Below are 15,798 nucleotides of genomic sequence, written 5' to 3' on the forward strand. Positions count from 1 at the left end.
TTAAAACTCTCTTCTCGCACACATGATTTCGGCAGTACACACTACTTTGCCGTCAACTTTTGCTTCTGCTGCAAACTTCCATATATTGCGGCGCTCTTTTAAAAACTCTACATGTAAATGCATAGTATCGCCAGGTAATACTGGCTGTTTAAATCGCGCATTATCAATCGCAGCGAATAAATATAGTTCGTTATCGCTACGATTTTCAACTGTCTTAAAGCCAAGTAAGCCAGTTGCTTGGGCCATTGCTTCTAAAATCAACACACCTGGAAAGATAGGTTGATTAGGAAAATGACCCGTAAAAATAGGTTCGTTCACTGTTACATTTTTAATCGCATGTAACGACTCGCCTGGCGTGTAATCTAGAACACGGTCAACAAGTAGCATCGGGTAACGATGCGGAAGTAAACTTAAAATATCTTGGATATCAAGACTATTTAATTCATTTGCCAAAATAGCATCCTTATTTGTCTTCAATATTGAGTGACTTAGTCAGTGACTCAAGAGCTTTAATGCGGTCTTTCATATCGCCAAGATTGCGGATGTGGGCAATACTTCGGCGCCATTCTTTGTTAGTTTGATGAGGTAATCCTGATGAATAGATTCCAGGCTCTGTGATTGCTTTCGTCACCATACTCATGCCGGTGATTATAGCACCATCGCATACGCTAAGGTGACCATTAATTGCAACCATACCACCAATCTGACAATTCCTACCGATCTCGACGCTTCCGGCAAAAACCGTGCAACCGGCAACCGCTGTGCCTGAGCCGATCTCGACATTATGCGCTATTTGACATTGATTATCGATAATTACATTACTATGGATGATCGTATCGTCTAATGCACCACGGTCAATCGTAGTAGACGCGCCTACCTCAACCTTATCACCGATGATTACTCGGCCAAGTTGCGGTATTTTCACCCATTCCCCACGCTCATTAGCGTAACCAAAACCATCGCTGCCCACGACTGTATTCGCTTGGAATAAACAGTCGCAGCCAATCTCAACTTCATGGTAAATGCTTACATTTGCCCAAAGCTTAGTGCTTTGACCAATTTTTGCATGCTCACCAATGAAACAGTTTGGACCAATCTGCACATTGTCAGCAATAACAGCACCCGCTTCAATCACCACATTGGCGGCGATCGCGACATTATTACCAATCGAAGCTGAATCATGAATGACTGCACTAGGGTGAATACCCGTCACTGCTGAGCGCGGTGTGGTGTCCATTAGCTGAGCAAGCTTGGCGTAACAAACATAAGGGTTAGCAACAATGAGCTTATTACCCGAAAAGTACTCAGCGTCTGCTGATGATAAAATCACCGCACTTGCTTGAGTATCATCTAATTGCGAGCGATATTTCTTGTTCGCTAAAAATGCAATATGCCCATGTTGGGCATTTGCAAGTGTAGATATTTTTTTAATCTCTGTAGCGCCGTCACCTTGAAGGTCAGCGCCCAGAAGATCCGCTATCTGCGAAAGCGTGTAGTTTTGCATATATGATTTCTATTGCTTACTTACTTTTTCAACAACTTTGCTTGATAAGTCATCGACAGTTTTAGGGTTAACATAAATCGTTGTTTCTTTAACTTTAACTTCATCGAATTTGCCAGCTTTCGCTACTTCTTCGATTGCATCTAAGATTAGCTTTTGAACTTTAGCTAGCTCTTGGTTTTGACGCATTTTGATTTCTTGCTCTAAAGGACGACCTTTTTCAGCAAGTTGTTGCTGCATACCTTGAATCTTAGTACGTAATTCTTCTTTTTGCTTGTCGCTCATCGTTGTCGCTTCACGCTTGAACTTTTCAGCTTCAAAACGAATATCACCTTGAAGTTTTTCTAGCTCTTGACGACGCTCAGAGAATTCAGCTTCTAAAGTTTGCTCTACTTTCGCCATTTGTGGGATTTGTTTGTAGATTTCTTGCATATCAACAATACCTACTTTGTGGGCAAATGCGTTAGTAGATAGGCCCATAGATAAAGTAGCAAGTAGTGCAAAAGCTGTTGATTTAATTGATTTATTCACGAAAAAACTCCTTTAGAATGTATTACTAATGTTAAAGCTGATGGTCTTCGTATCGTCATCTTCTTCTTTTTGCAATGGATACGCAAAACTGATCAGCATTGGACCCATCGGAGAGATCCATTGTAGAGAAAGACCGGTTGAAACCCTAAAGCGCATCGGATCTGAGTAATCATCCAATTTAGCACGCTCATCTGTTGACAGGTTTTGATAACGGTCAATATTAAACTCTGTATCCCATACGTTTGCTGCATCTACGAAGAAGCTGGTACGTACAGAGCTAGTGTTTTCTTCATCTAAGAAAGGTGTTGGAACAATAAGCTCCATCCCTGCGACCGCTTTGGCGTTACCACCAATTCGGCCTGCTGTGTAAAGCTGGTCAAACTCTGATGCACCACCAATGCTACCTGTCGGTGCACCATCATGTGATGGCGTGCCAGGGATAGTTTGCGGAACACGTGATACAGCACGTGGTAAAATCGTATTTCGATCAAAACCACGTAGTTCCATTTCAGTTATTCTGAAGAACTCTTGGAACGGTAGTGTTTGGTCATAACCATTGGTTGTACCATAACCATTACCATATGCAAGCGCCGCACGCGTTGAGAATACCCAGCTATGGTCATTACTGATTGGCCAATAAAAACGTGAATCGTAATTTAGCTTAAAGTACTGTAAATCAGAGTTTGGCGTTGTTGCAGTTAAGTTAAGAGATTGGCGCGAACCTGCTGTTGGGAATAAACCACGGTTCACAGTAACGCGTGACCAACCTGCACTTAGCTCGTACTTAGTAAAGTCAAAACCTGCATCTGGGTTATTTGGATCTAAGAAGGTTTCACGAATAACACGTGTTTGCTCGTACTCAGCAATATCTGACAGTTCTTCTTGTACCCAACGAACACCAAAGTTAATACGGTTTACTGCATCGATTGGGAAACCAATGTTAGTACCAATACCATAGCTCTTCGATTTATAGTCGATTAGGCTAAACTTACTCGCATCGTAGTTACTGTAGAAAATGCTACTACCTTGCGATACACCATCAGGCGTAAAGTAAGGGTCAGTATAAGACACACTAATACGCTCAGAACCACGTGAGGTATTGATGTTGAAACCAATTTGGTTACCGGTCCCTAAGAAGTTTGATTCACTGACACCAATGTTAAATTGCAGACCTAAGTAAGAACCATAGGCAAGGCCTGCGTTAAAGCTACCTGCAGATTGTTCTTTCACAGTAAAATCTACATCAACTTGGTCATCTACACCTGGTACTGGCACCACATTAAAATCAACGCTTTCCATGTAGGGTAAACGCTGAATTTGCAGTTTAGAGCGCTCAAGGCTTTGATTGGACAACCACGCACCTTCAAGCTGTGTCATTTCACGGCGCACTACTTCATCAGAGGTATTTTGGTTACCACCCACAATGATACGACGAACATAAACACGCTTACCCGGATTAACCGATAGCGTTAATTGAACTTCTTTATTTTCATCATCAATTTCTGGGATGGTACGCACTTCAGCATTAGCATAACCAAAACGCGCTAAGTAGCTTTTGATAAACTCTTCTGAAGAGGTCACAACAGAGCCATTATAAAGCTCACCTGTTTTCAGCGGGATAACACTTCTGATGAGTTCTTCACGACCTAACAAGTCACCAATAAAGTCAAAGCCTTTCACTTTGTATTTAACGCCTTCGGTGATATTTGCTGTTACATAAACAGAGTCACGCTCAGGGCTTACAGATACTTGTGTTGAATCGATATTAAAGCGCAGGTAACCACGGTCTAGGTAGTAACTGCGAATTTTCTCTAAATCGCCTTCAATGGTTTGCTTTTGATAACGGTCGCTCGACATGAACTTCCACCACGGCAAATCTTGCTGTGACTCAGCTAATTTAAGCAGCTCTTCATCAGAGAAAAGTTCGTTACCAACGAGATTGATTTGACGAATTGATGCAGCATCACCTTCATCAAATTCAAATAATAGTTTTACACGATTTCGAGGTAACTTAGTGATACTAACTTCTACCTTTGCATTGTACTTACCAATACTGTGGAAGAATTCAACTAGACCTTTTTCAATGTTATCAAGAACTGTTTTATCAAGCGGCTCACCAGTACGGATATCCTGCTGGTCTAGCGACTCATTTAGCTGCTCATCTTTGATATCTTTATTGCCATCAAATTCGATCATACTGATCGTTGGGCGCTCAGTCACTCGGAAGATAACACTGTTGCCATCACGTAATGCTTTAATATTGTCAAAGTGACCAGAACGATAGAGAGCCTTTATGGTTCTTGAAATTGTGTACTCATCAATATTATCGCCCACATTGATCGGAATATGCGTTAACGCAGCACCCAGTGCAACACGCTGTAAACCTTCAACTTTTAAATCTTCTACAATAAAGGAGTTTTGGCCTAGGGCTGCAAAGCTAGCGCCTAATAAACTTGAAACTGCCAAATGTTTTTTTATAGCCATTTTGTTATCTTTATCCTTTACAACTGTATTACCGCTCAACACCTTTTTAAATAAACTTTTTGGTGTTTTACAATCGTGTTCAAATTGGAATTTTTCGCTTATTTGTTATAAACGCGATACATCATTGAACAAAGCGAAACATGTTAAAAATAGAAGCAGCAAGGCCCCCACTTTAAAACCAAATTCTTGCGTCTTCTCAGAGACCGGCTTTTTGCGAAAAAGTTCAATTATGTAATACATTAAGTGCCCACCATCTAGCACTGGCAGCGGCAATAAGTTAAATACACCAAGGTTTACACTAATTAATGCTAAAAAGCTTAAAAAGGCAACCAAGCCATAGCTTACGCTAGTTCCCGCGCCAACTGCAATGCCCACCGGACCACTTAAATTTTTAACCGACACCTGACCAGTAATTAAATTACCAATCATGTCAAAACTAAGGGTAATTAAACGCCATGTTTCTTGTATGCCCAGCACAATACTATCGACGGGGCCATAATGTCTAGTTTCAATATAGTTTTCTGGCCATGGCTCGACCACCGGAGACACACCTAAAAAGCCCTGAGCAACGCCTGTATCATTGGTTCTGCTTTGTGGCGTTACTGTCAGTTCTTTTATACTATCTTGCCTTTGTACACTAAATTGTAAGGATTTGTTAGGTGATTGCTGAATTAATGAAACTAACTTGCTCCAACTGCTGATATTTTCACCATTTACAGCAAGTATTTTGTCGTTAACCTGTAAACCTGCAGCTTCTGCCGCCGAGCCTTTACTGATCATGGCTACTTCTAAAAGTGCTTTAGGGCGAAACGGTACAATACCTATCGAGGTTAATGGCGGAACGTCTTGTTGATCTAATTTCCAACCATCTAAATTAAGAGTACGCACATGTTTTTGATAATTTTGATCACGAAGCGTTACCACAACACTTTGCTCACCTAAGCGACTCATAAGTGAGAATGTGGCATCTTGCCAAGTGTTAATGTCGTCTTCACCAATTTTAATAATTTGCTGGTTTGGCTCAATCTTAGCAGCAGCGGCACGGCTGCCTTGAGTCACCTCACCCACCACAGGTTTTAATGACTGCACCCCCACCATATACATCACAGCAAGTGCAAAAATAGCGAATAAAAAGTTTGCCATCGGGCCTGCAGCCACAATCGCAATACGTGCTTTTACTGATTTAGCATTAAATGATAAATGACGCTGCTCTGGCGGCACTTCGTCAACACGCTCATCAAGCATTTTGACATAACCACCTAGTGGGATTGCAGCAACCACATATTCGGTTTGCTGTTTGTCGTACCACTTGATCAACGGCTTACCAAAGCCAATTGAAAAACGTAGCACTTTCACGCCCGCTTTTCGCGCAACCCAGAAATGACCATATTCATGCACAGTCACTAAAATACCTAAGGCGAGAATAAATGAGCCAAGATTCCAGAAAAAATCAAACATGCTAGTTGATGCCTCTTTTTACAAACTCAGTCGCTTTTACACGTGCAGCTTGGTCGCAAGCTAAAATCTCATCGAGAGTTTGCACGTTGATGTTTTGTGTTGCGTTGAGCGTTTCAGCGTTAATTCGATAAATATCTGTAAAGCCGATTTGACCATTTAAAAAGGCAGCAACGGCAATTTCATTCGCCGCATTTACTGTGGTGGTTGCACCTTGCCCCATTTCACACGCATCAATGGCAAGTTTTAAATTAGGGTAACGGGCACAATCTGGTTTAGTGAAAGTAAAATCTGCCATTTGTGAAAAATCGAGCGGTTTTACACCCGCATCGACACGCTCAGGAAAAGCTAAAGCATGCGCTATTGGTGTGCGCATATCTGGATTGCCCATTTGCGCAAGCACTGAGCCATCTTGATATTGCACCATAGAGTGAATAATACTTTGTGGGTGGATCACCACTTCAATATCACTGGCACAGCAGTTAAACAACCACTTGGCTTCTATAAACTCTAGGCCTTTATTCATCATAGTGGCTGAATCAACAGAAATCTTTTGTCCCATCGACCAATTAGGGTGTGCCACCGCTTCTGCAACAGTCACTGATGATAATGTCGCTAAATCACGCTTTAAGAAGGGACCGCCAGAACCAGTCAGCAAGATTTTGCTCACGCCATTGTCAGCAAGTAAGCCAGATGTATTTTGTAGCGATGCTGGCATACATTGGAAAATCGCATTATGTTCGCTGTCGATAGGCAGTAAAGTGGCGCCATGTTGTTTTACTTTATCAATAAACAACTGACCTGACATAACGAGCGACTCTTTATTAGCGAGCAAGACCTTTTTGCCAGCTTCAACTGCACTTAAAGTCGGTAACAGACCTGCTGCACCTACTATCGCCGACATCACTGCATCAACATCTGTATGTGCAGCAAGCTCACACATCGCATCAACACCTGCTAATACCTGAGTGTTACATTCGCTATTAGTGAGTAAGTTTGAAAGCGCGCTAGCGGCTTGTTGATCAGCCATTACAGCAAATTTAGGCTGATGTGCGATACACAACTCAGCCATTTGCTCGGTATTTTTCCCCGCCGCTAGAGCAAAAACCGCGAAACGCTCTGGGTTTCTAGAAACAACGTCTAAGGTGCTTAAACCGATTGAACCAGTTGCGCCCAGTACGACAAGTTGCTCAACTTTGCTCATAAACTCAGTGTCCACGCGTAACAAAGTACAAAGATTGGCGCAGCTGCGGTTAAGCTATCGATACGGTCTAAAATACCGCCGTGACCAGGTAAACATGAACCGCTGTCTTTCAAGCCAACTTCTCGTTTAAACATACTTTCGAGTAAATCGCCTACGGCTGAGAATAACGCGATAAATGCAGTCATCACGGCATAGATTGGCCAAACACTCATATCAACATTAGTGAAGTAACAAAATGCTAAAACAAAAACAACCGAAGCTACTACACCACCTAATAAACCTTCAATCGTTTTATTAGGACTTACCTTTGGCATTAGTTTACGTTTACCTAAGTTTTTACCAGTAAAGTAAGCACCAATATCAGCGCTCCATACAATACCAAGTACAACTAAAATTAACATTGAACCAAAGTGAGTAGATTCACCATACCCTGCGCTACGTAGTGTATTTAGTGCAAGCCAAAGTGGCACTAGCGTTAAAAAGCCTGCAATGGCACGCATTACAATGCCTTCATTCCAAGCCTTTGCCATAGCTGGGTAGCGCCAAACTAAATAAGTTGCCACAATCCACCATGCAAATGACAAGGTAAATAGGTAGTTTGCATCACCCACTAATTGACCATTTTGCCAAAGTGATTCAATGGGCCAATGCCAGTTAAGTAATGCCAAAAATGCAGCCGTTGCTGCAACAAATCCAAAACGTTTAACTTTATCGCATAGGCCCATAAATGCAGACCATTCCCACGCACCGAGCAAAACAATACCAGCGGCGATATAACTAAATAGTGTTAATGGGGTATAAAAAACCAAAATAAGTGCAAGTGGTGCCAACACGAGCGAGGTTAAAATTCGTTGTTTTAGCAATGTGTGTACCTTCAACTAGTAATTAGGTCTCGGCGAGTAATTGTTTTATTTGTTCGCCTGTACAACCAAATCGTCGCTCTCTGGCAACGTAACATGCGATAGCGTCAGCAAATGCAGCTTCATTGAAGTCTGGCCAAAGCGTATCGGTAAAGTAAAGCTCAGCATAAGCCGCTTGCCATAAAAGGAAATTACTGATGCGTAAATCTCCACCGGTGCGGATCATTAAATCAAGCTCACCTTGGTCGGCCATACTCATTTGTTCAGCCATTAGCTCTTCAGTAATATCTTCTGCGGCCATTTCACCGGCTGCGACTTTTTTCGCAAGCGTTGTTGCGGCGTTAGTAATATCCCAACGTCCACCATAATTAGCTGCCACGTTTAACTGTAGACCCGTATTATTACGAGTTAATTCATGGGCTGCATCAACTTTATTGCGCAAACCTTCTGAAAAGCGTGATAAATCACCAATTATGTTTAGCTTTACATTATTTTTATGAAGTTTTTTAACTTCTTTGCCCAGTACAAATAAAAATAGCTCCATGAGCGTATTTACTTCGTCTTCTGGACGTCGCCAATTTTCGCTACTAAATGCGAATAGTGTTAACGACTGTATACCTAAGCGAGTACAAAATTGCACTGATTGACGAACCGCATCAACGCCCTTTTTGTGCCCATAAACACGTGGGCGATTTTTCGCTTGTGCCCAACGTCCGTTGCCATCCATGATTATAGCGACATGCTTAGGCAAACTTTGCTGGGAAATTTTATCAGCGTTAAGAACCATAAATATCGAGTATTCCATAAAAAAACGCCGTCTAGTATACCCTAGACGGCGTTTCAAAACTAATAAATTTAGTTACGCCTGTTTACTTACAGAATCAGTGTCTGAAAGATAAACAGCAGCGATTAGATTTCCATTAACTCAGCTTCTTTTGCAGCTAGTTGTGCGTCCATCTCTTTGATGAACTTATCAGTAAGCTTTTGGATCTCGTCTTCTGCTTGCCGTGCTTCATCTTCAGAAATATCTTTTTCTTTCAATAAGCTCTTAATGTCGCCATTTGCATCACGACGGATGTTACGTACAGCAACACGACCGCTTTCAACTTCGCCACGTACGATTTTGATAAGGTCTTTACGACGCTCTTCTGTAAGTGGAGGAAGTGGAACACGAATAACAGTACCTGCAGACATTGGGTTTAAACCTAAATCTGAAGCCATGATCGCTTTTTCTACTGCTTGCGCTAGTGACTTATCGAACACGCTAATTGCAAGTGTACGAGAGTCTTCAATTGTTACGTTAGCAACTTGGTTTAATGGCGTGTCAGCACCGTAGTAAGACACTTGAATACCGTCAAGTAATGCTGGGTGCGCACGGCCTGTGCGAATTTTAGATAATTGACTGCCTAGTGCCGCAACACTTTTTTGCATACGTTCTGACGCATCTTTTTTGATATCGTTAATCACGGTTCAATCCTAATCTATTTGCTAGTTTCATCTGAGGCTTGTGAAGAGATAAGCGTTCCTTCATCTTCGCCCATAATAACACGCTTAAGCGCGCCTGATTTATTCATGTTAAATACGCTTAATGGCATGTTGTGGTCACGCGCCAGCGTAAATGCAGCTAAATCCATAACCTTAAGCTCTTTATCAATGATTTCATTGTAGCTTAAGTGGCGATATAGTGTAGCGTCTGGGTTTTTCACTGGGTCATCAGAGTAAACACCATCCACTTTAGTCGCTTTGATTACAGTATCTGCTTCAATTTCAATACCACGTAAACACGCTGCTGAGTCAGTCGTGAAGAATGGGTTACCTGTACCCGCTGAGAAAATTACAACGCGGCCAGATTTTAATAGGCTGATAGCTTCTGCCCAGTTGTAAGCATCACACACACCGTTCAGTGGGATAGCAGACATTAAACGACAATTTACAAATGCACGGTGCAGTGCATCACGCATTGCTAAACCATTCATTACAGTCGCAAGCATACCCATGTGGTCGCCAACTACGCGGTTCATACCCGCTTCTGCTAATGAACCACCACGCAAGAAGTTACCGCCACCGATAACTAAACCTACTTCTACGTCGAGCTCTACAAGTTCTTTAATTTCTTGAGCCATACGGTCAAGTACTTTTGGGTCGATGCCGAAGCCTTCGTCTCCCATTAATGCTTCACCGCTAAGTTTAAGAAGAACACGTCTAAAAATAGGTTTACGATTGATAGTCATAATATTTGGGCCAGCCTTAGTAATGAGATAAAAAATAACCGCGCTATGGTTACACATAAAACGCGGTTATTTTAAAGAATTTTCATCAGTGACGCAAAAGCTAATAGCAGATTAATTTCATCTTATTGCCCTACGTCACTAAGTTAGAAAATTACTCGCCTTTTGCAGCAGCGATTTGAGCAGCTACTTCAGCAGCGAAGTCTTCTTCTTTACGCTCGATACCTTCACCAACTTCTAAACGGATGAAGTTAGAAACAGTTGCGCCTTTCTCTTTAAGAATTTCGCCAACTGATTTTTTAGGTTCCATGATGAAAGCTTGACCAGTAAGAGAGATCTCACCAGTGAATTTCTTCATACGACCGATAACCATTTTCTCAGCGATTTCAGCAGGCTTGCCTTCGTTCATCGCGATATCGATTTGAACTGCTTTTTCTTTTTCAACAACGTCAGCTGGTACGTCTTCTGGGTTTACGAACTCAGGCTTAGACGCAGCTACGTGCATAGCAACTTGCTTAAGTGTTTCTTCGTCAGCTTCACCAACTACAACAACACCGATACGGTCGCCGTGGCGGTAAGAAGAAAGCTTGTCACCGTCGATGTACTCAACGCGACGAACATTGATGTTTTCACCGATTTTAGCAACTAGCGCAACACGAGTTTCTTCGAATTGTGCTTTAAGTGCTTCGATGTCTGCTTTAGATTCTGCAGCAGCGTCAAGAACTTGGTTCGCGAAACCAAGGAAGTTAGCGTCTTTAGCAACGAAGTCAGTTTGACAGTTAACTTCAAGAAGTGCAGCGAAACCGTTACCTTCTTTGATTAAGATTGTACCTTCAGCAGCGATGTTACCTGCTTTTTTAGCAGCCTTTGCAGCACCGCTCTTACGCATGTTTTCGATCGCTAACTCGATGTCACCGTTAGTTTCAGTTAACGCTTTTTTACAATCCATCATGCCAGCGCCAGTACGCTCGCGTAATTCTTTAACTAGGGCAGCAGTTACAGCCATTAGAATATCCTCAATTGAATTCTGTTATAGGGAAGCGGTATAGGCCGCTTAACAAGAATAACAAGTCTTCATCTTAATTAGATGAAGACTTGATGACAGCTAATTACTCAGCTTCTACGAAGTCGTCTTTCTCAGCTTGAGCAACGATGTTGTTCTCACGACCTTCAGTGATCGCAGCTGATACAGCGCCTGTGTAAAGTTGGATAGCACGGATCGCATCGTCGTTACCAGGTACGATGTAATCAACACCGTCTGGGTTAGAGTTAGTATCAACGATAGCAACAACTGGAATACCTAGGTTGTTAGCTTCACGGATAGCGATGTGCTCGTGGTCTGCATCGATAACGAAAAGCGCGTCTGGAAGACCGCCCATGTCTTTGATACCACCAAGGCTCTTTTCAAGCTTTTCCATTTCACGAGTAAGCATTAACGCTTCTTTCTTAGTTAATTTCTCGAAAGTGCCGTCTTGGCTTTGCGCTTCAAGGTCTTTAAGACGCTTGATTGATTGACGAACTGTTTTCCAGTTAGTCAACATACCACCTAACCAACGGTGGTTTACGTAGAACTGCTCGCTTTGAAGAGCTGCTTCTTTAACTGCTTCGCTTGCTGCGCGCTTAGTACCAACGAAAAGTACTTTACCTTTGTTAGAAGCTGCGTTCGATAAGAACTTAAGTGCTTCGTTGAACATTGGTACAGTTTGCTCTAGGTTGATGATATGAACACGGTTACGAGCGCCGAAGATGAAAGGCTTCATCTTAGGGTTCCAGTAACGTGCCTGGTGACCAAAGTGAACACCAGCTTGAAGCATATCGCGCATTGAAACGTTTGCCATTTGTATAATCCTCTATAATTTAGGGTTAGGCCTCCACATATCCCATAGCACCAACACCGTAGTTAATTTGTAACTTAAGTGCACCCAAGTGTATGTGACGATACGTGTGTGTGTTAAAATAAAATTGTGTTTGCCTTAAATACAAAAAATCAGTTAAGAATTTATTTGTAAAAAGACGGCGCGCTTTATACCATATTAAAATCGAAAACTCAACGTCTAGTGCAAAATTTGTGCACTAAAAACTGACCTGAAAAACAACTTTGGAGCCTCAATGAGTGCTGTGATCAAGACCCCTGAAGAAATCGAAAAAATGCGTGTTGCCGGGCGCTTAGCCGCCGAGGTACTAGAAATGATAGAACCGCATGTGGTGCCAGGTGTAACCACAGATGAACTAAATACAATTTGTCATGATTATATTGTTAATGTTCAAGATGCTATTCCAGCACCGCTTAATTATCACGGTTTCCCAAAATCAATTTGCACCTCAGTGAACCATGTAATTTGTCACGGTATTCCAAATGACAAACCACTTAAAGAAGGCGATAGCGTCAATATCGACGTAACTGTGATCAAAGATGGCTATCACGGTGATACATCTAAGATGTTCCACGTTGGTACACCTAACATTCAAGGCAAGCGCCTTGCTGATATCACACAAGAAAGCCTATACCTTGCAATTAAAATGGTAAAACCAGGCGTACGCTTGGGTGATATTGGTGCTGCAATTCAAAAATACGCAGAAAGCTTTAGCTATTCTATCGTTCGTGAATATTGTGGTCACGGCATTGGTGCTGAGTTCCACGAAGAACCTCAAGTAATGCACTATGGTAAAGCAGGTACTGGCGAAGTATTAAAAGCAGGTATGTGCTTAACAATCGAGCCTATGGTTAATGCTGGTAAACGCCAATGTAAGCTACTTAAAGACAACTGGACTGTAGTAACAAAAGACCGTTCATTGTCTGCACAGTGGGAACATACACTGTTAGTGACTGAAAATGGTGTTGAAATTTTAACGCTCCGATCAGATGATACTATTGATAGGATCATCGAACACTAGGAGCCAGCCCCAGTGGCATTACCCAATAAAGTAAAAAAGTTGCTCAGCCAAGCTGAGCAACTTAGCGATTATCGCGACTGTTCTAGTTATTTTTATAAATGGCTACAGAACGAATTCTCAAAACAACCCGTTAGCAACTTAATTAATGCCCGCGCTGAGTTTATCGACCGCTTATTAATTAAACTGTTTCACGATTACGACCTTGCTCACGAAAGTGATCTTGCCCTGATTGCTGTGGGTGGTTATGGTCGTGGCGAACTACACCCCTATTCCGATATCGACTTTATGTTGCTGGTAAGCGAGCAGCCAAGTGAAGCCGTGTGCGAAAAAATTGGCCAGTTCGTTACCATGCTTTGGGATCTAAATTTAGAAATTGGTCACAGCGTTCGCACTATAGAACAAGCATTAGAACAAAAACGCGAAGATGTGACATTTGCCACCAGCTTACTCGAAAGCCGATTAATTTTCGGTAACCATATCGAATTCGAAAAATTAAAAAATCATTTAATAGATACGCCTATTTGGCGCTCAGACGAATTCTTTTTGGCAAAAGTACAAGAACAAAGCTTACGCCATAAAAAATGCCATGGTACGGCTTATAACCTTGAGCCTAACATCAAAGAGAACCCAGGTGGCCTGCGAGACTTACAGACCATTATTTGGGTTGCTAAAAAGCACTTTAGAGCCGAAACATTACAAGAACTCATAAATCACGGCTATCTTACTCACGAAGAATACCAAGAGCTGTCTGAGTGTTTAGAAAACCTTTGGAACATTCGTTTTGCGCTACACATCGCTGCGGGTCGCTCTGAAAACCGCTTATTGTTCGATCATCAACCTCATGCCGCAGAAATTCTCGGCTTTGGTAGTGATGGAAAGGCCTCGGTCGAGCGCATGATGAAACGCTTATTTAGGATCATGAGCCGCGTACGTGAGCTTAACCAAATGCTGCTTTCATACTTTGAGCAAAGTATTTTACCGGGTGCCGGTGAGTTACCTGTGATTGAACTTGACCGTAACTTTGAGCGTATTGGCCATCAAATTCGTGTTAAGAATCCGTCGGTGTTCTTCCGCCGTGATCAGCTATTTGTGTTGTTCGAGCATATTGCTGATAACCCAGAAATCACCCATATTTACCCAAGTACCATACGTACAATGCGCCAAGTTCGCCGTCGTTTATTGGGTGATTTACAAGACTACGCCGCCTGTCGCGAAGCATTTTTGCGTTTAATCAAACATCCTAACGGTATGGGGCGCGCATTTACGCTGATGCACAAACACGGCATTATCGCTGCCTACTTACCACAGTGGCGTAATATTTTTGGGCAAATGCAGTTTGATTTATTTCATGCCTACACCGTGGATGAACATACCCATAAACTCATCAACAATATTTATAAGTACTTTGATAAATCAAAAGTCAGCGAATTTCCGTTATGTAGTGAAATTGTCACTCGCATGGACAAGCCTGAGTTACTTTATTTAGCCGGTATTTTCCATGATATTGCTAAAGGCCGTGGTGGCGATCACTCTGAGCTTGGCTCAGTTGATGCAATCGCGTTTGCTAAGCTACACCGCTTCCCAGCCTCAGATGGCAAGCTTATTTCGTGGTTAGTGGCTAATCACTTACTTATGTCGGTTACAGCGCAGCGCAAAGATATTAATGACCCAGATGTGATTAAAGACTTTGCAAGTAAAGTGAAAAATGAGCGTCAGCTTGATTACTTGTACTGCTTAACGTTAGCCGATATTCGCGCAACTAACGATAACCTATGGAACGATTGGAAAAATACCCTACTACGTGAGCTGTATTTACACACCCAGCGCGCGCTTCGTTTAGGGCTTGAAAACCCAATGGACCAACGTGACCAAATACGTGATAAAAAACAGCAAGCCAAGCAGCGCTTACTGAACCACGGTTGTAACGAAGATCAAATCGACTTAATTTGGAGTCGCTTTAAAGCCAATTACTTTACCGCTTTTAGTGAGCAACAGATTTCGTGGCACACAGAGCACCTACTAAGCTGTGACGATTTAAGCCAGCCTAGCGTTGCCGTGTCTAACACCGCAATGCATGGTGGTACACAAGTTTTTGCTTATAGCCCTTACTCGGGCAGTTTATTCTCACGTTTAGTTAGTGTGATTGGTTCGAAAAAAGCGCAAATTCAACATGCGCAGGTACTGACCACAAAAGATGGCTACGTGCTATTTAGCTTTGTTATTTTAGAGGTCAATGGTGACCCGATTGCGAGTAACCGTTCGCAAGGCATTAAACGTGCTTTAGATCTTGCAATTAGCGACCCGAAAAAGAAAATTCGCCTTAAAAAGAATCGCTCTCAGCGCTTCAAAGACTTTAATATCAAACCAAAAATTGTGCTTAGACCGCATGCCCGTAAAGACCGCAGCTTAATTGAAATTCAAGCGGTGGATATTCCGGGTCTATTAACAAAAATTGCGGAAGTATTTCAAGCGCACTTATTACATATTCATGCCGCACGGATCACCACAGTTGGTGAACGTGCAGAAGATTTCTTCGTGGTATCAAATAACGAATACCAAGCATTAACAGACGAAGAACAGGCTAAAATTCATCAAGCATTGCGTAAAAAACTCAACGCAGAAACCGAATAAGAGGATCTT

At 42.2% G+C, this 15,798-nt stretch carries 14 protein-coding genes; 2 read left to right on the forward strand and 12 right to left on the reverse strand.

Translation table 11 applies throughout. From position 1 onward, the window contains the following. From fabZ to rpsB, 12 genes are all read right to left on the reverse strand, one after another. Nucleotides 1-453 carry a 3-hydroxyacyl-ACP dehydratase FabZ gene (fabZ, locus tag L1272_RS15260; protein ID WP_054553113.1) on the reverse strand — a complete coding sequence of 151 codons (453 nt, stop codon included), beginning with the start codon at nt 451-453 and terminating at the stop codon, nt 1-3. 10 nt (nt 454-463) lie between these two features. Continuing rightward, nucleotides 464-1,504 carry a UDP-3-O-(3-hydroxymyristoyl)glucosamine N-acyltransferase gene (lpxD, locus tag L1272_RS15265; protein WP_235373789.1) on the reverse strand — a complete coding sequence of 347 codons (1,041 nt, stop codon included), beginning with the start codon at nt 1,502-1,504 and terminating at the stop codon, nt 464-466. Between the two features lie 9 nt (nt 1,505-1,513). Continuing rightward, nucleotides 1,514-2,032, reverse strand: coding sequence for an OmpH family outer membrane protein (locus tag L1272_RS15270; RefSeq protein WP_054553115.1), 519 nt, complete (start codon nt 2,030-2,032; stop codon nt 1,514-1,516). A 12-nt stretch (nt 2,033-2,044) separates the two neighbouring features. Then, nucleotides 2,045-4,516, reverse strand: a complete 2,472-nt coding sequence (bamA, locus tag L1272_RS15275; protein WP_054553116.1) for an outer membrane protein assembly factor BamA — start codon at nt 4,514-4,516, stop codon at nt 2,045-2,047. 105 nt (nt 4,517-4,621) lie between these two features. Continuing rightward, nucleotides 4,622-5,974, reverse strand: a complete 1,353-nt coding sequence (rseP, locus tag L1272_RS15280; RefSeq protein ID WP_054553117.1) for a sigma E protease regulator RseP — start codon at nt 5,972-5,974, stop codon at nt 4,622-4,624. A 1-nt stretch (nt 5,975) separates the two neighbouring features. Then, nucleotides 5,976-7,175 (reverse strand): 1-deoxy-D-xylulose-5-phosphate reductoisomerase, encoded by a 1,200-nt coding sequence (gene ispC / locus L1272_RS15285; protein ID WP_235373790.1) that lies wholly within the window; start codon nt 7,173-7,175, stop codon nt 5,976-5,978. Then, complete coding sequence (locus L1272_RS15290) at nt 7,172-8,038, reverse strand: phosphatidate cytidylyltransferase (RefSeq protein ID WP_138599318.1); 867 nt, start codon at nt 8,036-8,038, stop codon at nt 7,172-7,174. The genes ispC and L1272_RS15290 overlap by 4 nt, the downstream gene beginning before the upstream one ends. A 22-nt stretch (nt 8,039-8,060) precedes the next feature. Next, nucleotides 8,061-8,840 (reverse strand): isoprenyl transferase, encoded by a 780-nt coding sequence (locus L1272_RS15295; RefSeq protein WP_054553120.1) that lies wholly within the window; start codon nt 8,838-8,840, stop codon nt 8,061-8,063. Nucleotides 8,841-8,944: 104 nt separating this feature from the next. Continuing rightward, nucleotides 8,945-9,502 carry a ribosome recycling factor gene (gene frr / locus L1272_RS15300; protein ID WP_054553121.1) on the reverse strand — a complete coding sequence of 186 codons (558 nt, stop codon included), beginning with the start codon at nt 9,500-9,502 and terminating at the stop codon, nt 8,945-8,947. 14 nt (nt 9,503-9,516) lie between these two features. Continuing rightward, a complete protein-coding gene (gene pyrH / locus L1272_RS15305) occupies nt 9,517-10,266 on the reverse strand; it encodes a UMP kinase (protein WP_054553317.1) in 750 nt (249 codons plus the stop codon). A 151-nt stretch (nt 10,267-10,417) separates the two neighbouring features. Next, complete coding sequence (gene tsf, locus L1272_RS15310; protein WP_062566883.1) at nt 10,418-11,269, reverse strand: translation elongation factor Ts; 852 nt, start codon at nt 11,267-11,269, stop codon at nt 10,418-10,420. Nucleotides 11,270-11,372: 103 nt separating this feature from the next. Then, nucleotides 11,373-12,101, reverse strand: a complete 729-nt coding sequence (rpsB, locus tag L1272_RS15315) for a 30S ribosomal protein S2 (protein WP_054553123.1) — start codon at nt 12,099-12,101, stop codon at nt 11,373-11,375. A gap of 247 nt (nt 12,102-12,348) precedes the next feature. Here rpsB and map point away from each other — a divergent pair, with 247 nt between their 5' ends. Together map and glnD are read left to right on the forward strand one after the other, a co-directional pair. Then, on the forward strand, nt 12,349-13,158 hold the full coding sequence (map, locus tag L1272_RS15320) for a type I methionyl aminopeptidase (protein ID WP_258536709.1): 810 nt from the start codon (nt 12,349-12,351) through the stop codon (nt 13,156-13,158). Nucleotides 13,159-13,170: 12 nt separating this feature from the next. Then, nucleotides 13,171-15,789 carry a [protein-PII] uridylyltransferase gene (gene glnD, locus L1272_RS15325; protein ID WP_062566881.1) on the forward strand — a complete coding sequence of 873 codons (2,619 nt, stop codon included), beginning with the start codon at nt 13,171-13,173 and terminating at the stop codon, nt 15,787-15,789. Nucleotides 15,790-15,798 lie beyond the last annotated feature (9 nt).

Origin of the sequence: Pseudoalteromonas sp. PAST1 (assembly GCF_021532515.1) — a bacterium.
Classification (GTDB): Bacteria; Pseudomonadota; Gammaproteobacteria; order Enterobacterales; family Alteromonadaceae; genus Pseudoalteromonas; species Pseudoalteromonas simplex.

Bases quoted from the DNA above. Each gene is read 5' to 3' on its own strand.
- rseP (WP_054553117.1), bottom strand. From the start codon at position 5,974: ATGTTTGATTTTTTCTGGAATCTTGGCTCATTTATTCTCGCCTTAGGT.
- pyrH (WP_054553317.1), bottom strand. From the start codon at position 10,266: ATGACTATCAATCGTAAACCTATTTTTAGACGTGTTCTTCTTAAACTT.
- tsf (WP_062566883.1), bottom strand. From the start codon at position 11,269: ATGGCTGTAACTGCTGCCCTAGTTAAAGAATTACGCGAGCGTACTGGC.
- bamA (WP_054553116.1), bottom strand. From the start codon at position 4,516: ATGGCTATAAAAAAACATTTGGCAGTTTCAAGTTTATTAGGCGCTAGC.
- ispC (WP_235373790.1), bottom strand. From the start codon at position 7,175: ATGAGCAAAGTTGAGCAACTTGTCGTACTGGGCGCAACTGGTTCAATC.
- rpsB (WP_054553123.1), bottom strand. From the start codon at position 12,101: ATGGCAAACGTTTCAATGCGCGATATGCTTCAAGCTGGTGTTCACTTT.
- lpxD (WP_235373789.1), bottom strand. From the start codon at position 1,504: ATGCAAAACTACACGCTTTCGCAGATAGCGGATCTTCTGGGCGCTGAC.
- L1272_RS15295 (WP_054553120.1), bottom strand. From the start codon at position 8,840: ATGGAATACTCGATATTTATGGTTCTTAACGCTGATAAAATTTCCCAG.